This window comes from Mesorhizobium sp. LNJC394B00, assembly GCF_000502555.1.
Lineage (GTDB): Bacteria > Pseudomonadota > Alphaproteobacteria > Rhizobiales > Rhizobiaceae > Mesorhizobium.
In genome coordinates, this window is sequence record NZ_AYWH01000003.1 from 80,564 (window position 1) to 97,158 (window position 16,595).

The following is a 16,595-nucleotide window of genomic DNA, read 5'->3' on the forward strand; positions in this document are numbered from 1 at the left end:
ACCGGTTGACGCTTCTCCTGCGACGTTTTAGGTGAGGCGCCATGTCGATCAAGCCGCTCATCATCCTTCCCGATCCCATCCTGCGCCAGGTTTCCAAACCAGTCGAACGCGTCGACGCGCCTTTGCGCAAACTGGCCGATGACATGCTGGCGACGATGTATGATGCGCCGGGCATCGGCTTGGCCGCAATCCAGATCGGCGAGCCGCTGCGCATGCTGGTCATCGACCTCGCCAAGGAAGACGAGCCGCCGGCGCCGCATGTCTTCATCAATCCCGAAATCCTCGAAAGCGCCGACGCCCGCTCGGTCTACGAGGAAGGCTGCCTGTCGATCCCGGACTATTACGCCGAGGTCGAGCGTCCCGCCTCGGTGCGCGTGAAATATCTCGACCGCGACGGCAAGCTGCAGGAGATCGAGGCCGAAGGCCTGATGGCGACTTGCCTGCAGCACGAGATCGACCATCTCAACGGTGTGCTGTTCATCGACCACATCTCGAAGCTGAAGCGCGACATGGTGGTCAAGAAGTTCAAGAAGCTCGCCAAGGACAAGGGGCCGGGCAAGCTGGTGGGATAGGCCCTGCTTTCGGCGACTCGCACAAAATCCCGTCTCGACCCGCCCCTATTGAGAGACGCTTCCTTGCGTGATATCATTGATATCAGACTGGAGACTCAGATGGGCGATATGTTGATCAGAGATATTCCCGAGCCGTTGAAGCGTGAAATCGAGCATGCGGCACGCAAGGGCGGCCAAAGCCTCTCGCTCAAGGCGATCGATTTATTGCGAAAAGGCATGGTTGCGGAAAAAGAAGGCAAGGCCGAGCCTGGACTCACGGCTTGGGATGCGATTCGCGCTGCCTTCGCCTCGGAAAATGCAATCAGCGACGAATTTGCGCAGATGATGGATGAGATCGAAGCGGAACGGAAACGCGACTTTGGCCGCACCATTGAGAATTTCGAGTGATAATCCTCGATACCAATGTCGTCTCGGAAGCGAGCCGGCCCGCGCCCGATCCAAACGTCGCTAAGTGGTTTCGCAGACAGGACCTGCTCGACCTCTATCTCTGCGGTCCTGTTGTCATGGAGCAGTCCTTTGGAGCCGAAAGGTTTCTGAACAAGACCGGCTCGGACCGCCACGTCCGTGCACTTGACCACCTGGTTTCGAAGCAGTTTTCGGGACGTGTCGTCGAATTTGCCGGTCCCATTCCCCGTCTGGCGGGCAAGCTCCGGGCAATGCGGGAAACTATCGGCCGGCCGATCAGCCTTTCCGATGCCATGATCGCTGCCATCTGCCTGTCGCACGACGCTATGCTGGCGACGCGCAATATTAAGGACTTCGAAGAGCTTGACCTCAAGATCGTAAACCCGTTTGAAGCAGACGCTTGAGCGGACTGCCGCGCGCAGAACAGGATACTGGACGAAAAATGCCGCTTCGCGTCATCTTCATGGGCACGCCGGAGTTTTCGGTGCCGGTGCTGCGCGCGATTGCCGAGGCCGGGCACGAGATAGCAGCCGTCTACACGCAGCCGCCGCGCGCCGCGGGCCGCCGCGGGCTGGAGCTGACACCGTCGCCGGTGCAGCGCGAGGCTGAGCGGCTGGGCATCGAAGTGCGCACGCCGCTGTCGCTGAAGGGCGAGGGCGAGCAAGCTGCTTTCCATGCGTTGCGTGCCGATGTCGCAGTCGTCGTCGCGTATGGTTTGCTGTTGCCGAAGGCTATTCTGGAGGCTCCGCGCCTCGGCTGCCTCAATGGCCACGCCTCGCTTTTGCCGCGTTGGCGTGGTGCAGCTCCCATCCAGCGAGCCATTATGGCCGGCGACGTCGAAACCGGCATGATGGTGATGCGCATGGAAGAGGGCCTGGACACCGGTCCGGTGGCACTGGTTGAAAAATGCGCCATAGAGCCCGACATGACGGCCGGCGATCTGCACGACCGCTTGATGAACATTGCTGCCACGCTGATGGTGGAAGCGCTGTCCCGATTGGAGACAAATACCCTGGCATCGACTTTGCAGGCGGCTGACGGGGTGACCTACGCCAGGAAAATCGATAAGTCGGAGACACGTGTGGACTGGACGCGCCCGGCTGCGGAGGTCCACAATCACATTCGCGGCCTGTCGCCATTTCCCGGCGCCTGGTGCGAGGCCGACATCGGCGGCCGCACGGAACGGCTGAAACTGCTTCGCTCGACGCTTTTGGAAGGCACGCTTTCTGAAAGCATGGGCGAGTCGGGAGGAATTCTCGATGACCGGCTGACGGTCGCCTGCGGGTCGGGCGCGGTCAGGCTGGTCGAAGTTCAACGGGCAGGCGGAAAGCCCGCTGCCGCGCAGGAGTTTCTGCGCGGGGCCAAGATCGAAAAAGGAATGAAGTTCTCATGAGCATGATGTCGATACGCGGCGCGACGCCGCGGGACCGCGAGGCCATACGCCTGGTCGAGGAACACGCATTCGGCCAGCAGGCGGAGGCCGGGCTGGTCGACGCTCTGGTCACCGGCGGCGACGCCGTTGTCGAACTGGTGGCGGAAGAAGACGGCCAGGTGGTCGGCCACATCCTGTTTTCCAGGCTGTTCGTCCAGAACGGCGGCAAGCAGTTCGCAGCCGTGGCGCTGGCGCCGTTGGCGGTGGAACCTTCGTTCCACGGCTCGGGCATTGGCGGTGCGCTGATCCGCGAGGCGCATATCCGCCTCAGGGATGGCGCCGAGACGCTCGCCGTTGTGTTGGGCGATCCGGCCTATTACGGCCGCTTCGGCTACAGCCATGCGCGCGCCGAAAAGTTCGAGAGCGAATATCAGGGCGAAGCGCTGCAGGCGCTGGCCTGGGGTGACGCACCCGAAAAAGGCAAACTGGTCTACGCCCAGGCCTTTACCGCACTCGCCGCCTGAACGAAGGGTGTATGCCGCGTTTTCGTCTCGATATCGAATATGACGGCAGCCTCTTCGCCGGCTGGCAACACCAGGCGGATCAGCCTTCGGTGCAGCAGGCGATAGAGCAGGCGATCGAGAAATTTTGCGGTGAGGCGGTGCGGATACGCGCCGCCGGCCGCACCGACGCCGGCGTGCATGCGACCGCCCAGGTGGCGCATGTCGACCTCGCCAAGGCATGGCCAAACGACAAGGTGCGCGACGCCGTCAACGCGCACCTGCAGGCGGCAGGCGCGCGCATCGCCATCCTGCAGGCCACGGTTGTCCCCAATGAGTTCGACGCCCGTTTCTCGGCCACCGGACGGCACTATCTCTACCGCATCCTCAACCGGCGCGCGCCTGCAGCGATGGAAAAGGGCAAGGTCTGGTGGGTGCCGAAGCGGCTCGATGCGGACGCCATGCACGAAGCGGCGAAAGTCCTGCTCGGCCGACATGACTTTACCACCTTCCGCTCGACGCAATGCCAGGCCAATAGTCCGGTGCGGACGCTGGAGCGGCTCGATGTAAGCCGCCAGGGCGACCTGATCGAAGTCAGGGCCTCGGCGCGCTCTTTCCTGCACAACCAGGTGCGCTCCATGGTCGGTTCGCTGAAACGCGTCGGCGACGGCGGCTGGACCGCCGCCGACCTCAAGGCCGCGCTCGCTGCACAAGACCGCGCCGCCTGCGGCCAGGTGGCGCCGCCCGACGGGCTTTTTCTCGTCGGTGTAGACTATCCGGAAAAGTTCTAGGCCGGAGCGGCGGTCGGCACAGTGATGCCGAGCAGCGCCACCAGGCCGAACAACACGGCCAGAGACACCACCAACATGCCTGCGAACACGGCGCTGCCGACAGCCGCGCCCTTGCCGATCGCGGCGTTGGTCATCCGCCAGGAGAGTACCAGCGAAAGCACCACCAGAACCAGCCACACCAATTCGGCAACCGGGTTGCCGGACGGCAGGAAAAGCCTGATCAGCGCTGAAGGCAGCAGCATCCAGGCGGTGATCGCCGACGCCCAGTTGCTGGCAACGACATAGTGGACGAAGCGGTCGCCGATGCCGGCGCGCGATGCGACCAGGGCAAGCACAAACAGGGGCAGCAGCCACGAGCCGAGGTCGACGGTCGCCAGGCGAACCAACATGCCCAGCCGGCCGGCGAACGCATTGGGATCGCCGATCTCGTTGGCCGTGCCGACCCACCCGACGATCATCGCCGGCGCTGCGACGACGATGGCGAAGAAGGAATTCCAGAAGCCGTCCGCCGAAAGGTCGAGCAGCCGCAAGCCGTCGGCCTTTCCGAGCATCAGCCGCCAGGCGCCGTTAAGCGATGAAGAGGTCTCGTCAACCGAAAGCATGATCAGCCCTGCTCGAACCAGTCATCGATGAAGCGCTGGTAGATTTGGGTCAGCGTCTCGAGGTCGGCCAGTGCGACGCGCTCGTCGACCATGTGCATGGTCTTGCCGACCAGGCCGAACTCGACCACCGGGCAATAGTCCTTGATGAAACGCGCATCCGAGGTTCCGCCCGAGGTGGACAGCGCCGGCTCCTTGCCGACCGTCGCCTTGATCGAGCCGCGCAGCGTCCCGATCAGCTTGTCGTCGCGCGTCAGGAAGACATGGCTCGGCCGGTCGCGCCAGATCAACTCGTAGTCGACCGGCGTCTTGCCGGTCCGGTATTTCTTGCGCTTCGCCGCCTGGTCGAGGCGGTTATGGATCTCGGCCTGCACCGTCTCGGCAGTCCATGTGTCGTTGAAGCGGATGTTGAAGGTGGCTGTCGCCTTGGCCGGAATAACATTGGTCGCGGGGTTGCCGACATCGATCGAGGTCACTTCCAGATTGGTCGGCTGAAAATCCTTCGTGCCCTTGTCGAAGACGGGCGACAGCAAGGCGTCGACCAGGCTGATCAGGCCGCGCACCGGATTGTCGGCGAGCAATGGATAGGCGACATGGCCCTGGCGGCCGTTGACCGTGACACTGCCCGACATCGAGCCACGCCGGCCGATCTTGATCATGTCGCCGAGCGTGTCCGGATTGGTGGGCTCGCCGACGATCGCGGCGTCCCATTTCTCGCCCCTGGCCGCCGCCCAGTCGAGCAGTTTTGTCGTCCCGTTGATGGCCGGCCCCTCCTCGTCGCCGGTAATCAGCAGCGAGACCGAGCCTTTCGGACCACCCTTGTTCTCGACATGGCGCGCCACGGCAGCGATGAAACAGGCAATGCCGCCCTTCATGTCGACGGCGCCGCGGCCGTACATCTCGCCCTTGGCGATCTCGGCGGCGAAGGGCGGATGCGTCCACGACGCCTCGTCGCCCGCCGGCACCACGTCGGTATGGCCGGCAAACATCAGATGCGGCCCGTTGCCGGAGCGACGCGCGTAGAGGTTCTCGATGTCGGGGGTGCCGTCTTCGGAAAACACAGGGCGTTCGACGGAAAAGCCGAGCGGCTTCAGCATGCCTTCCAAGGCAGCCAGCGCGCCGCCCTCGGCGGGCGTTACGGAGGCGCAGCGTATGAGGGTCGCGAGGTTGGCGGCGGGATCGGTCGGCAGTTTCATGGGCAAAGCGATAGTCGAAAGCGAAAGGCCTGTCACGGCCAGAGATGATGACCGATCCTGCCGCCGACATTATGGTTTTCCTGTCGTATAGTGCAGGCCAACACGAGATAATCGCATGGCCAACGCCGAAAAGACCATCGTCATTGCCGGCGCCGGCAGCATCGGCTGCTATGTCGGTGGTTGCCTGGCGCTGGCCGGACGCAAGGTGGTGTTTTTGGCGCGGCCAGACATAGCGACGGCCTTGCTGGGCGGTGGCCTGCGCATCACCGATCTCGATGGTCGCGACCGATCCATCCGGCCGGAGTCCGTCACCACCGATCCCGCCGCTGCCCTCGCCAGCGCCGACGTGGTGCTGGTGACGGTCAAGAACGGCGCTACCGAGGAGATGGCGTCGCTTGTTGCCGGACATGCGCGCGGCGATGTCGTGGTGGTCAGCCTGCAGAACGGCGTCGGCAATGCCGACCGGTTACGCGCCGTGCTCGGTGGCCGGACTGTACTCGCCGGCATGGTGCCGTTCAATGTCGTCCAGTCGGCCATAGGCAATTTGCCGCTTCACGTGCATCGCGCCAGCGACGGCAAGGTCATGATCGAAGATGGCGTGACCGGCCTTGCCGGCCTTCTCGATGTCGAAGGGCTTGGCGTGGAAACCCATCCCGACATGAAAGCCGTTCAGTGGGGCAAGCTGCTGATCAACCTCAACAACGCGCTTGTCGCCTTGTCCGGCCTGCCGCTGGCGAGCGAACTTGCCGACCGCCGCTGGCGGCGGATCCTGGCCGGTCAGATCGACGAGGCCCTGGCGGCGATGAAGGCGTTACATATCGCGCCGGCGCGGATCGGCGGCTTGCGTCCCGGCCTGCTGTCGAAGCTGCTCCGGCTGCCGGACTGGCTGTTCCGGCTGGTCGCCCGCCGCATGCTCGCCATCGACCCGCAGGCGCGCTCGTCCATGTGGGACGACCTCCAGCGCGGTCGGCCGACCGAGATCGGTGACCTGCAGGGGGCCGTCCTGAGCCTCGCCGAAAAGGCCGGCACGCCGGCGCCTCTGCTGAAGCGGGTCACCGCGCTGGTGCAGCAGGCCGAGCGGGAAAAGCGCGGCTCACCCGGGCTGACGCCGGAAGCCGTCACTGGATAGTCTGCTTGCGCGAGCCTCGGGCCTTGGCCCGCATAGCCCGAAAATAGGCGCGTGGGCCCGCCGCGTCACAGCTTTGGTGCGCGCCTCGGAGCCGGCGCTTTGCTCGCCGAGCCTGGCGCCGGCAGGGGCTGCGCAGCCGGGTGGTTCTCGATCAGCGTGATCTTCTGCCAGATCTTGCGCGACAGGTTGGACGCCAGGTTCTCGACGTCGTTGACGCCGTCGATGACCACATCGTCATTGACCGACTGCGCAAACAGCGCCGCGATCTTGCCGGTGATCGACAGCATCTCCGAGCAATAGTCGAGGTAGCGCGCCAGGTCGGCGGCATTGGTGATGCGCGCCGGCGAATGCGCGGTCGGCCTGAAATTGGCGGACAATGCTGCCGGATCCTTGGTCAGCTGGTGCATGTCGATGACATGGATCAGCGATCTCAACCCATGCAGCTGGCGAAACACCCGCTTGCGCTTGATGCGCTCCTCGGTGCGGATCAGCGCCAGCAGGCCAAGCACGGCAAGGATCATCATGTTGATCGTGGCTTCGATGCCTTGCACCGACTGCACCGCATCGTCGGCCTGCGAGATATGGATGAGCGGCAGGATGGTGCCGACGAACAGGAAGATCAGCGCGCCGGCGGCAACAGCGGCGACGATGGCGCCGCGGAGCCACCAGATCGGCGCTTCGAGCGCCTGCGCCGCCTTGGCCAGGTCGCGCGACAGCGACACCAGTTCGGCGGCGACGCCGCGCAGGCCGGCATCGGGAAAACGCTCGGCGACGCGCTCTTCCAGCCGCTCGGCGGTGTCGATGATCAGTTTCGGATCAAGCGTGCGGTAGCGCATGGCGAGATATCCGGTCGGCGCTCATGGTTCAGCCGGCGCGTTGCTGCGTTTGCCGTAGCGGTTCGGACCGGGGTCACCGCGGAAACACGCTAGAACGATGAGAAGAATGGGGCCGATGATAAGAGAGATCAACGCGAAATAAGTCGGCTTGCCGAAATCATGAAACCGCTTTGCGGTTACCGCAAAGCTCGACCATGTCGAGATCAGCAAAACGACCCAGAACACAAGTGCCCAGTTCTGGCTGGTTGCGGTGCCGGGTTCCAGTCTCGACAACTGGTAGAGCGGGAAAAACTGTGCAAGCACCAGCAGCAGCCCGGCGAGCACGTAGGCACTTGGGCTGACGCGCCCTGAGAGGCTGAAGAAAAGCCAGGGAAGTGGTGGTGTGTTGGGCAATCTGGAGCGCTCTGGTTGCTCGGACAGGATCAATCACGCAGCAGTTCGTTGATCGAGGTTTTCGACCGGGTCTTGGCATCGACGCGCTTGACGATGACGGCGCAGTAGAGGCCAGGGCCCGGCTCGTTGTTCGGAAAGGCCTTGCCCGGCATCGAGCCGGCGACGACGACCGAATTAGGCGGCACCTCGCCATAAAACACTTCGCCGGTGGCGCGGTCGACGATCTTGGTCGACTGGCCGATGAACACACCCATTCCGAGCACCGAGCCTTCGCGCACGATGCAGCCCTCGACCACTTCGGAGCGCGCGCCGATGAAGCAATTGTCCTCGATGATGGTTGGGCCGGCCTGCATCGGCTCCAGCACCCCGCCGATGCCGACGCCGCCCGAGAGGTGCACATTCTTGCCGATCTGGGCGCAGGAGCCGACCGAGGCCCAGGTGTCGACCATGGTGCCGCTGTCGACATAGGCGCCGACATTGACGAAGGACGGCATCAGCACCGCGCCCGGCGCGACATAGGCAGAACGGCGCACGATCGAAGACGGCACGGCGCGGAAGCCTGCCTTCTCGAAATCGACCGCACTCCAGCCGTCGAACTTCGACGCCACCTTGTCCCACCAGACCGCCTGGCCGGGGCCGCCCTTGATGATCTCCATCGGATAGAGCCGGAAGGAGAGCAGCACCGCCTTCTTCAGCCACTGGTTGACATGCCATTTGCCATCCGGCTGGCGCTCGGCGACCCGCACGGTGCCACGGTCGAGCAGGTCGAGTGAGGACTGGATGGCGTCGCGCGTTTCGCCACGGGTCGCGGTCGAAATCGTGTCGCGCTCCTCGAAGGCCTTCTCGATGATCTTTTCGAGGCTGGCCAGATCAGGCTTCGACATGAATTCGCTCCGTTACCACGCTGTTAAGGCCGTCGGCCTTAACCTTGTTTTGAAAGTCGCGCGGACCCTATGTTAAGGCGTATTGGGGGTCAATCGCGGGTGCGCCATGGGACGGCGCAAGTGAACTGTTGGGACGGGTAGAAGCATATGACTCCTATGGAAAAGGCGGGATGGACGCCGCTGCCGCATTCGGACGAGGATCTGGAGCGCTCGAAAAGCGTACCCGACACGCCGCAGACTCGCGCCGAAACCTACCGGCTGGCCTGGAACGATCCCGACTTCATGACGCGCCGGGAGTTGCGCGCTGTGCGCTTGCAGCTTGAGCTCTTGAAGCCCGAAATGATCCTGGCCGAGCGCGGCATCCGCTCGACGGTGATCCTGTTCGGCGGCGCGCGTATTCCCGAGCCCGGCGGCGAGGCCTGGGCCGCCAAGAACGAGACGCAGAAGAAAAACCTCGAGGAAAACAGCAAATATTACGAGGAGGCGCGCAAATTCGCCCGCCTCTGCTCACAGCAATCGGCCACGTCCTACTACCGCGAATTCGTCGTCGTCACCGGTGGCGGCCCAGGCGTGATGGAGGCGGGAAATCGCGGCGCCGACGATGTCGGCGCGCCGTCGATCGGCCTCAACATCGTCCTGCCACACGAGCAGGCGCCGAACGCCTATGTGACCCCGGAGCTGTGCTTCAACTTCCACTATTTCGCCATCCGCAAGATGCATTTCGTCATGCGCGCCAAGGCCGTCGCGGTGTTTCCGGGCGGCTTCGGTACCATGGACGAATTCTTCGAGACGCTGACGCTGATCCAGACCGGCCGCATGGAGCGCGTGCCGGTGATCCTGTTCGGCAAGGCGTTCTGGCAGCGCGCGATCGACCTCGATTTCCTGGCCGAACAAGGCACCATCACGCCCGGCGACCAGGATATCATCGACTTTGTCGACACCGCCGACGAGGCCTGGGGGATCATCAGCCGCTTCTACAAGTTGGGGGAGTAGGGGAACCGGGAATTGAAGAACTGAAGAATTGAGGAAAAGGAGGTCCGGATCGGTCTCCCTTTCACCAGTTCTTCAATTCTTCAGCTCCTCAATTCCTCTACCCCCTCCACTATCCCCGTCAGAAACGTCGCGAGATCGTCGGTGACGAAATCGACGTCGTCCTCATTGGCCGGATCGCGTTCCCAGATCTCGGCAAAGGTCGGCTCGAAATTGCGCGGCACCACCAGCACCGTGGTCATGCCCAGTGATTTCGGCACCTCGAGGTTGCGGGCGAGATCCTCGAACATCACCGCATTGTGTCCGGTGACGGCGTGCAGTTCGGCAAACTTCTCATAGGTCTGCCGCGACGGCTTCGGCGTCAGCCCGGCGGCGACGATATCGAAAATGTCGTCGAAATGGTCGAGTATGCCGAGCTGGCGCGCGGTGCGCTCGGCGTGCCTGCGGTCGCCATTGGTGAAGATGAACTTGCGGCCGGGCAGCTGGCGGATAGCGGTGCCCAGCACCGGATCCGGCACCAGCCACGAATAGTCGATATCATGCACCTTTTCGAGAAAGTCGTCGGGGTCGATGCCGTGACGCGTCATCAGCCCGTTCAGCGTCGTGCCATATTCGAGATAGAGTTCCTTCTGCAGCTTGCGCGCTTCCTCGCGCGGCAGCGTGAGCAGTTCTCCGACATAGGCCGTCATCTTGACGTCGATCTGCGAAAACAGATTCGAATGGTGCGGATAAAGCGTGTTGTCGAGGTCGAACACCCAGTCGGTGACATGGGCGAAGCGGGCGGGATCGGGCAGCGTGGTCATGGCGTCCTTATGGCATGAAATATCTGCCGTTCGAACCCCTTTCTGATGTAGAGCTTATCCACAACCTATGTGCATCTAGAGTTGTAAAAATGGGCTCACCATTCAAATTTTAGCCATCACGGAAAGGTGGCCTTCAGGGCTTGCTGGCACAGAGACGGTTCAGTGGGAGCCAGCGATGAGTCGCATAGTCTTAAAGTCCGCCGCGGTCGCATTCGGCTCGGTAGCCATCTCGCTTTTGCTGACGCTGATCATCGTTCCCGCCATGGGTTTTCCGGTCGACCGCACTGTCTGGCTGACATCGACGGTGTGCCCGCTGGCGCTCGCCTGGATCGCCTGCGCCAGCACCTTCTGGCAGAGCGACCGACTGAAAAACGCGCATCGCGATCTCGCCCGCGCGCATGCCCAGCTCGCCGCCGCGCATCGGCGCCTGTCGGCGAAGGCGAGCCGCGACGACATGACCGGCATGCTCAACCGCGAGAGCTTCTTTGCCGCGTTGGACGGCTCGCGGCGCAAATCCGATCGCGGCGCGCTGCTGATCATCGACGCCGACCATTTCAAGGCGATCAACGACAGTTTCGGCCATCTGACCGGCGATGACGCACTGGTGTTGATCGCCAGCGCCATCGAGCGCGGCGTCCGCAGCGGCGACGTGCTCGGCCGCATTGGCGGTGAGGAGTTCGGCGCCTTCCTGGTCGGCGCTACGGAAGCCGAAGCCCGGCGCGTGGCCGAGCGCATCCGCCGTGAAGTCGAGCTGGTCCGCTTTCGTCCGGTCGACGAGCGCACGGTGCCGCTGACCGTCTCGATCGGCGGCATCACCTGTGCGCAAGATGCCGATGTCTCGGACCTGATGCGCGCCGCCGACCGCCGGCTCTACGAGGCCAAGCACCGCGGCCGCAATTTGTCGATCCTCGACCGGGACATTTCCGAAGCTGCCTAGGTGTTGGTGGTGGGGCTGTTAACGGTTCGCCAACATTGTTTCCACGCAACTGCGCCGTTTACCGGGTTGTAACTCGTTTACAGGCAAGGCTTGGCACGGGAATGGCATGTCTGGCCGGTACCTGTGCCGTTCAGGGAACGCCATGCGTGGATCGAAGCCCCCATCCAGAGACGTGTCATGAGTTTCTTCATCAGGAAAATGTCGCGCCGCACCATCGTGCAGGCGCTGATTGCGATGCCGGCGCTACAGCTTTTTCGCAAGCTGCCTGACAGCGACCGCCCCCCGGCCGATCCCGACGAGATCGTCGTGGTCAATGGCTGGATCCTGAAGCGGAGCGACCTGGCATGATCTTCGACAGCTATGAGGCGTTTCGAGCCTCGGATTTCAAGCCCAAGGTCTGCATTCTCGGCTCCGGGCCTGCCGGCACCACCATCGCCAGAAAGCTCGGCGCCGCCGGCATTCCGGTGGTGATGCTGGAAGCCGGTTCCCGTGAATTCAGCGATGAATCTCAGGATTTCTATCGCGGCTCCACGGTCGGCGATCAATATTTCGATCTCGACATCACCCGGCTGCGCTTCATGGGCGGGTCGTCGAACCACTGGGCCGGCTGGTGCCGCGTGCTCGACAAGCAGGACTTTGAGCCCAAGGCATGGGCGCCGGACACCGGCTGGCCAATCGCCCGGACCGACATCGAGCCCTATCTATCCGAGGTGCACGACATACTCGAGCTTCCCGACTTCAAGCCCGATGTGCCGATTTCAGACGACATACGCTGGGTGCAGCTGATCAAGAGCCCGGCCGTGCGCTTTGGCGAGAAATTCTCCGACGAGCTCGACAAGAGCAAGAACATAGCGCTCGTGCTCAACACCTATGCCACCGAACTTGCCGGGGACGGCAAACGAGTGACCGGCGCCAGGCTGTGGTCGAACGGCAAGGATGCCGGCGCCTTCAGCGCCGATTATTTCATCGTCTGCGCCGGCGGGCTGGAGAATTCGCGGCTGCTTCTATGGTCGAACCAGCGCTCGAATGGCGGCGTGGTGCCGAACGCCACGGCACTTGGCCGCTACTGGATGGAGCACCCGACCTTCGAGGGCGGCAATGCCATCCTGGCCGATTACAGGGAGTTCGAGGTTGACGCCGTCAACGAGGCGTTCTTCTCGCCGACGCTCGCCGCCATGGAGCGGCTGCAGATCATGAATTTCGGCATACGCCTGATCGAGATGCCCTATGCCGGCGTCAAGAGCCTGATTGCCGACCTCGCCTGCACCGCGCCCGAGGCCGCCGAATGGGTCGCCTACCAGCTCAGCCAAAACCTGCGCTGTGCGGCCCAGCTCTACGTCGCCTGGGAACAGGCGCCGCTGGCCTCGAACCATATCGAATTGTCGAAGACCGATGTCGACCGTGCCGGCGTGCCGCGCATCGAGCTGCACTGGAAGAAGTCGCCGTTGGAGCGCCGCACCATCCTCGAGGGGCTCAAGCTGTTCGGAACGACGCTGATCGAGAAGGACCTCGGCCGCGTCCGCATCATGGACTGGCTGACCAATGGCGAGGACTACCCGACGGATGAGGAACTGGCCGGCCACCATCATATGGGCGGCACGCGCATGGGCACCGATGTCACCAAGAGCGTGGTCGACGCCAACTGCAAGGTGCACGGCATGGACAATCTCTATGTCGGCGGTTCCTCGGTATTCTGCACGTCGGGCGAATGCAACCCGACGACGACGATCACCGCACTTGCCTGCCGGCTAGGCGACCATCTGACCAAAGTAATCACGGTGTGACGAAGTTATCCCCCCGGGTGTGACGAAGTCATCACCGTCTGATTGTCAAAAAAGCGAACGGCGCGACAGGATTGCTGCCGGCGCTACCCATGCCTTGGTGTCGAAACCCTCGGAAATCAGCGCCAACGAGATCTCCCTCCCCCTTGTGGGGAGGGATTAAGGGTGGGGATAGGTGCCGCGCAACCCTTCAGGATTTGCTAAACCGTCGCTGGGTCCAGCGCCGGCTGCCCCTTGCGGCGGGCGACGATCGCCTTGAAATCGGCGGTCCGGAACGCATCGCGCAACACGTCGAAGGACGGCAGCACGAAATAAGCGCGCTGGAACTTGTCGATCTCGTAACCGGTGCGCATTACCGTTTCGAGGTCGAAGGGCACGTGGTGCGCGTCCGGGCTCGCGACGGCGAACTGCAATTCGGTGAACGACGACATCAGCCCGGCGCCGAAAGCTTTCAGCTTCTGGCCCTCCTCCTGTATCAGCCCGTATTCGGCGGTGTACCAGTAGAGCCGGGTGATCATCTCGTCACCGCCCAGCGCAATCACGCTCTCGGCCTTTTCGCCATACATCTGCATGAAGTCGGCAAACACCGGCTGTGTCAGGATGGGCACATGGCCGAAGAAGTCGTGGAACATGTCGGGTTCGACGATGTAGTCGAGCTCGTCCTTGGTGCGCAGCCAGTTGGTCACCGGAAAGCGCCGGTTGGCGAGATGGTCGAAGAAGGGCGCGGCCGGGATGAGGCCAGGCACGGCGACGATTTCCCAGCCGGTCAGCTTGCGCAGCCTGTCTGAGACCGCGCCGAAATCCGGGATCTTGTCGAGCAGGCCGAGTGCGGCGACGCCATCGAGATAGGAATGGTGCGCCAGCTTCTGCGTCAGCTTGGTCTGCCGGTCGCACAGCGTGCGCCACACCGCCTGTTCGTCGGCGCTGTAATCATAGCCCTGCGCCACGGTGAAATCGGAACGGCACACTGAATAGTCGCCACGCAGGCCTTGCGCCGCGCAATCACGGGCATATTCGGCAACGCTCATCGTCGTCATGGTTCTTCTCCCCTGATCGTGACACTTGAATCTGTCCGCAGAGTCTAGCGGCGGCCGGCGAGGCAATTCAGCTTTGATGATGGCTTGGGTCCATGATTTGAGGTAAAAATCACCAAGCAGAAGCTGAAAGAGAGTGAAAATGCCTCAGTTCGACGATTTCGAGATCAAGATGCTGGATGTGCTTCAGCGCGATGGACGCAAGCCCGTGTCCGAACTGGCGCAGGAGATCGGCCTGTCGACGACGCCTTGCGCCCGCCGCTTCGAGGCGCTGCAGGAGGCCGGCATCATCAAGGGCTTTGCCGCCGTGCTCAACCGCCGCGCCGTCGGCCTGATGGTCGAGGTGTTCATCCAGGTGCGGCTCACCAGCCACAGCGACGGTTCGCCCGAAACCTTCATCGCCGCCGTGCAACGCATGGACGAAGTGTCGTCATGCTGGACGATGACCGGCGACCACGATTTCCTGCTGCACGTCATGGTGCCGTCGGTCGACGAACTCAACGCCTTCGTCATGCACCGCCTGATGCGCCTTGCCGGCGTGCGCGACGTTCACACCCAGCTGGTGCTGCAGAACATCAAGGGCCCGGGCCACGTGCCGCTCGCCCACCTCAGGCGGTAGGACACGCACCGCCATTTCTGCGGAAAAGCTGCACGCAAACTGCTGAACGGAGCCCAAATGCGAAACTGAAACGCCGGCTACGCCATGCGGACCGTCGCTCAAAGGTCCGTCATGAACATCGTGCTGATCAATCCGCCGCACACCGCCATCGGCAGCCGCGTGCCCGATGACCATCTGCCACCGCTCGGCCTGCTGGCACTGGGCGGCCCGCTTATCGACGCCGGCCATAAAGTCCGGCTGGTCGATGCCGAATTCGGGCCGATGCCGTTGGAAACTCTGGTGCGCGATGCGCTCAGCGGCCAGCCCGATTGCATCCTGATCGGCCACTCCGGCTCGACCTCGGCGCATCCCACCGCGCTCGCGATCGCCCGCATGGTCAAGGCGCTCGAGCCGGCGACGCTGGTGATCTATGGCGGCGTGTTCCCGACCTATCACTGGCGCGACATATTGGCGGCGAGCGATGTCTTCGACTTCATCGTGCGCGGCGAGGGCGAGGCAACCATCCTTGCCCTGGTCGTGGCACTGGACAATCGCCGGCCGCTGGGCGATGTCGCGGGTATCGCCTATCGCGACGATCTCGGCCGCCCCTTCGCGACGCGGCCGGCCGGGACCACTGCCAATCTGGACGAGTACCGCGTCAGCTGGGAGCTGATCGATCACCGCCGCTACAGCTATTGGGGCGGCAAGCGCGCCGTGGTCATGCAGTTTTCGCGGGGCTGCCCGCATCTGTGCAACTATTGCGGCCAGCGCGGTTTCTGGACCCGCTGGCGGCACCGCGACCCCAAAAAATTTGCGCAGGAGATTGCCTGGCTGCACCGCCAGCACGGCGTCGAACTGATCAACCTCGCCGACGAAAACCCGACCGTATCGAAGAAGGTTTGGCGCGCCTTTCTCGATGCGCTGATCGCCGAGAACGTGCCGGTGCTGATCGTCGGCTCGACCCGGGCCGACGACATCGTGCGCGATGCCGACATCCTGCACCTCTATCGCAAGGCCGGCGTCATCCGCTGGCTGCTCGGCATGGAAAACACCGACCAGCAGACGCTTCAACTGATCCGCAAGGGCGGCAGCACCTCATCCGACCGCGAGGCGATCCGGCTGCTCCGCCAGCATGGCATACTGTCCATGGCGACCTGGGTGGCGGGGTTCGAGGATGAGACCTTTCGCGATCTGTGGCGCGGCTTTCGCCAGCTGCTTGCCTACGACCCCGACCAGATCCAGGCGCTCTATGTCACGCCGCACCGCTGGACGCCGTTCTTCCGCATCGCCAAGGACCGCAAGGTGATCCAGACGGATGCCCGGCTGTGGGACTACAAGCACCAGGTGCTGCAGATGACCCGGCTGAAACCGTGGATGCTGTTCTTCTCGGTCAAGCTGATCGAGGTCGCGGTGCAGTCGCGGCCGAAGGCGCTGGCGCGCATTCTCTTCCACCCCGATCCCGAACAGCGCCATTCGATGCGCTGGTACACCCAAATGGGCCGCCGCGTGTGGTTCCGCGAGGTCTGGGGTTTCCTGGCCCGCGACCGCCGCCTCAAGGATGGTCCGACGCTGGCTGAGTTCTGGGGCGCTCCGCAGGATGCCGATGAGGAATCCATGCTCGTCATGCGCCCGTCGCGCAAGCCGGCCGAAGCGGCTGTCGCGATCTCGGCCGGCACCTGACCGGCTCGCTGCCATTCATAGATACGTACCGTATGCGTATTGACATACGCGGCGTATGTACCCACCTCATGCATACGGGACGTATGTGAGTGCCC

Annotated in this window: 20 protein-coding genes; 13 read left to right on the forward strand and 7 right to left on the reverse strand. The window is 63.3% G+C overall.

Features of this window, described 5'->3' with window-relative positions:
* Positions 1–41 precede the first annotated feature (41 nt).
* The 6 genes from def to truA all read left to right on the forward strand — a co-directional run bounded on the left by def (position 42) and on the right by truA (position 3,640).
* The gene (gene def, locus X751_RS149375) at positions 42–572 is read left to right on the forward strand and encodes a peptide deformylase (protein ID WP_023739790.1); all 531 of its coding nucleotides are present in this window, start codon (positions 42–44) and stop codon (positions 570–572) included.
* 99 nt (positions 573–671) lie between these two features.
* Entirely contained in the window at positions 672–959 is a 288-nt protein-coding gene (locus X751_RS149370) for a hypothetical protein (protein ID WP_023739789.1), read from the forward strand.
* The gene (locus X751_RS149365; RefSeq protein WP_023732763.1) at positions 956–1,381 is read left to right on the forward strand and encodes a type II toxin-antitoxin system VapC family toxin; all 426 of its coding nucleotides are present in this window, start codon (positions 956–958) and stop codon (positions 1,379–1,381) included. Before X751_RS149370 ends, X751_RS149365 begins: the two co-directional genes overlap by 4 nt.
* A gap of 38 nt (positions 1,382–1,419) precedes the next feature.
* Positions 1,420–2,370: a methionyl-tRNA formyltransferase gene (gene fmt, locus X751_RS149360; RefSeq protein WP_023725313.1), complete on the forward strand. Its 951-nt coding sequence runs from the start codon at positions 1,420–1,422 to the stop codon at positions 2,368–2,370.
* Entirely contained in the window at positions 2,367–2,873 is a 507-nt protein-coding gene (locus tag X751_RS149355; protein WP_023692998.1) for an N-acetyltransferase, read from the forward strand. Before fmt ends, X751_RS149355 begins: the two co-directional genes overlap by 4 nt.
* 11 nt (positions 2,874–2,884) lie before the next feature.
* Complete coding sequence (truA, locus tag X751_RS149350; RefSeq protein ID WP_023681338.1) at positions 2,885–3,640, forward strand: tRNA pseudouridine(38-40) synthase TruA; 756 nt, start codon at positions 2,885–2,887, stop codon at positions 3,638–3,640.
* On the opposite strand, the gene X751_RS149345 is transcribed toward truA, so the two are convergent.
* The gene (locus tag X751_RS149345; RefSeq protein WP_023696038.1) at positions 3,637–4,242 is read right to left on the reverse strand and encodes a hypothetical protein; all 606 of its coding nucleotides are present in this window, start codon (positions 4,240–4,242) and stop codon (positions 3,637–3,639) included. The genes truA and X751_RS149345 overlap by 4 nt on opposite strands.
* A 2-nt stretch (positions 4,243–4,244) precedes the next feature.
* Positions 4,245–5,435 (reverse strand): succinyl-diaminopimelate desuccinylase, encoded by a 1,191-nt coding sequence (dapE, locus tag X751_RS149340; protein WP_023732760.1) that lies wholly within the window; start codon positions 5,433–5,435, stop codon positions 4,245–4,247.
* Positions 5,436–5,550: 115 nt separating this feature from the next.
* Here dapE and X751_RS149335 point away from each other — a divergent pair, with 115 nt between their 5' ends.
* Positions 5,551–6,564: a 2-dehydropantoate 2-reductase gene (locus X751_RS149335; RefSeq protein WP_023744892.1), complete on the forward strand. Its 1,014-nt coding sequence runs from the start codon at positions 5,551–5,553 to the stop codon at positions 6,562–6,564.
* Between the two features lie 65 nt (positions 6,565–6,629).
* On the opposite strand, the gene X751_RS149330 is transcribed toward X751_RS149335, so the two are convergent.
* Genes X751_RS149330 through dapD form a run of 3 tightly spaced genes read right to left on the reverse strand, consistent with a single transcriptional unit; the run spans position 6,630 to position 8,677 of the window.
* Complete coding sequence (locus X751_RS149330) at positions 6,630–7,400, reverse strand: hypothetical protein (protein ID WP_023732758.1); 771 nt, start codon at positions 7,398–7,400, stop codon at positions 6,630–6,632.
* Between the two features lie 21 nt (positions 7,401–7,421).
* Positions 7,422–7,826 (reverse strand): DUF805 domain-containing protein, encoded by a 405-nt coding sequence (locus X751_RS149325; protein ID WP_081726158.1) that lies wholly within the window; start codon positions 7,824–7,826, stop codon positions 7,422–7,424.
* The gene (dapD, locus tag X751_RS149320) at positions 7,823–8,677 is read right to left on the reverse strand and encodes a 2,3,4,5-tetrahydropyridine-2,6-dicarboxylate N-succinyltransferase (RefSeq protein WP_023744894.1); all 855 of its coding nucleotides are present in this window, start codon (positions 8,675–8,677) and stop codon (positions 7,823–7,825) included. Before dapD ends, X751_RS149325 begins: the two co-directional genes overlap by 4 nt.
* 147 nt (positions 8,678–8,824) lie before the next feature.
* Between dapD and X751_RS149315 the strand changes: the two genes are divergently transcribed.
* Entirely contained in the window at positions 8,825–9,670 is an 846-nt protein-coding gene (locus tag X751_RS149315) for an LOG family protein (RefSeq protein WP_023681343.1), read from the forward strand.
* An 80-nt stretch (positions 9,671–9,750) separates the two neighbouring features.
* Here X751_RS149315 and X751_RS149310 read toward each other — a convergent pair whose 3' ends face one another.
* Positions 9,751–10,470 (reverse strand): pyrimidine 5'-nucleotidase, encoded by a 720-nt coding sequence (locus X751_RS149310; protein WP_023687469.1) that lies wholly within the window; start codon positions 10,468–10,470, stop codon positions 9,751–9,753.
* 175 nt (positions 10,471–10,645) lie between these two features.
* Between X751_RS149310 and X751_RS149305 the strand changes: the two genes are divergently transcribed.
* The 3 genes from X751_RS149305 to X751_RS149300 all read left to right on the forward strand — a co-directional run bounded on the left by X751_RS149305 (position 10,646) and on the right by X751_RS149300 (position 13,191).
* Positions 10,646–11,407, forward strand: a complete 762-nt coding sequence (locus X751_RS149305) for a GGDEF domain-containing protein (protein WP_023681345.1) — start codon at positions 10,646–10,648, stop codon at positions 11,405–11,407.
* A 177-nt stretch (positions 11,408–11,584) separates the two neighbouring features.
* Positions 11,585–11,755 carry a hypothetical protein gene (locus tag X751_RS1000000166990; RefSeq protein WP_023673226.1) on the forward strand — a complete coding sequence of 57 codons (171 nt, stop codon included), beginning with the start codon at positions 11,585–11,587 and terminating at the stop codon, positions 11,753–11,755.
* Positions 11,752–13,191: a GMC family oxidoreductase gene (locus X751_RS149300; protein ID WP_023744895.1), complete on the forward strand. Its 1,440-nt coding sequence runs from the start codon at positions 11,752–11,754 to the stop codon at positions 13,189–13,191. The genes X751_RS1000000166990 and X751_RS149300 overlap by 4 nt, the downstream gene beginning before the upstream one ends.
* A 197-nt stretch (positions 13,192–13,388) precedes the next feature.
* Here the strand turns inward: X751_RS149300 and phhA are convergent, their stop codons facing one another.
* Positions 13,389–14,225 (reverse strand): phenylalanine 4-monooxygenase, encoded by an 837-nt coding sequence (phhA, locus tag X751_RS149295; protein WP_023744896.1) that lies wholly within the window; start codon positions 14,223–14,225, stop codon positions 13,389–13,391.
* 139 nt (positions 14,226–14,364) lie between these two features.
* Here phhA and X751_RS149290 point away from each other — a divergent pair, with 139 nt between their 5' ends.
* On the forward strand, positions 14,365–14,841 hold the full coding sequence (locus tag X751_RS149290) for an Lrp/AsnC family transcriptional regulator (protein WP_023687465.1): 477 nt from the start codon (positions 14,365–14,367) through the stop codon (positions 14,839–14,841).
* 111 nt (positions 14,842–14,952) lie between these two features.
* Complete coding sequence (bchE, locus tag X751_RS149285) at positions 14,953–16,500, forward strand: magnesium-protoporphyrin IX monomethyl ester anaerobic oxidative cyclase (RefSeq protein ID WP_023744897.1); 1,548 nt, start codon at positions 14,953–14,955, stop codon at positions 16,498–16,500.
* Positions 16,501–16,595 lie beyond the last annotated feature (95 nt).

What these genes read in the sequence shown, in the direction of transcription:
- X751_RS149315 (WP_023681343.1), top strand. Translation starts at nt 8,825, where the DNA reads ATGACTCCTATGGAAAAGGCGGGATGGACGCCGCTGCCGCATTCGGAC.
- X751_RS149310 (WP_023687469.1), bottom strand. Translation starts at nt 10,470, where the DNA reads ATGACCACGCTGCCCGATCCCGCCCGCTTCGCCCATGTCACCGACTGG.
- truA (WP_023681338.1), top strand. Translation starts at nt 2,885, where the DNA reads ATGCCGCGTTTTCGTCTCGATATCGAATATGACGGCAGCCTCTTCGCC.
- phhA (WP_023744896.1), bottom strand. Translation starts at nt 14,225, where the DNA reads ATGACGACGATGAGCGTTGCCGAATATGCCCGTGATTGCGCGGCGCAA.
- X751_RS149290 (WP_023687465.1), top strand. Translation starts at nt 14,365, where the DNA reads ATGCCTCAGTTCGACGATTTCGAGATCAAGATGCTGGATGTGCTTCAG.
- X751_RS149370 (WP_023739789.1), top strand. Translation starts at nt 672, where the DNA reads ATGGGCGATATGTTGATCAGAGATATTCCCGAGCCGTTGAAGCGTGAA.
- X751_RS149335 (WP_023744892.1), top strand. Translation starts at nt 5,551, where the DNA reads ATGGCCAACGCCGAAAAGACCATCGTCATTGCCGGCGCCGGCAGCATC.
- X751_RS149305 (WP_023681345.1), top strand. Translation starts at nt 10,646, where the DNA reads ATGAGTCGCATAGTCTTAAAGTCCGCCGCGGTCGCATTCGGCTCGGTA.
- fmt (WP_023725313.1), top strand. Translation starts at nt 1,420, where the DNA reads ATGCCGCTTCGCGTCATCTTCATGGGCACGCCGGAGTTTTCGGTGCCG.
- X751_RS1000000166990 (WP_023673226.1), top strand. Translation starts at nt 11,585, where the DNA reads ATGAGTTTCTTCATCAGGAAAATGTCGCGCCGCACCATCGTGCAGGCG.
- X751_RS149300 (WP_023744895.1), top strand. Translation starts at nt 11,752, where the DNA reads ATGATCTTCGACAGCTATGAGGCGTTTCGAGCCTCGGATTTCAAGCCC.
- dapE (WP_023732760.1), bottom strand. Translation starts at nt 5,435, where the DNA reads ATGAAACTGCCGACCGATCCCGCCGCCAACCTCGCGACCCTCATACGC.
- X751_RS149345 (WP_023696038.1), bottom strand. Translation starts at nt 4,242, where the DNA reads ATGCTTTCGGTTGACGAGACCTCTTCATCGCTTAACGGCGCCTGGCGG.
- def (WP_023739790.1), top strand. Translation starts at nt 42, where the DNA reads ATGTCGATCAAGCCGCTCATCATCCTTCCCGATCCCATCCTGCGCCAG.
- dapD (WP_023744894.1), bottom strand. Translation starts at nt 8,677, where the DNA reads ATGTCGAAGCCTGATCTGGCCAGCCTCGAAAAGATCATCGAGAAGGCC.
- X751_RS149355 (WP_023692998.1), top strand. Translation starts at nt 2,367, where the DNA reads ATGAGCATGATGTCGATACGCGGCGCGACGCCGCGGGACCGCGAGGCC.
- bchE (WP_023744897.1), top strand. Translation starts at nt 14,953, where the DNA reads ATGAACATCGTGCTGATCAATCCGCCGCACACCGCCATCGGCAGCCGC.
- X751_RS149330 (WP_023732758.1), bottom strand. Translation starts at nt 7,400, where the DNA reads ATGCGCTACCGCACGCTTGATCCGAAACTGATCATCGACACCGCCGAG.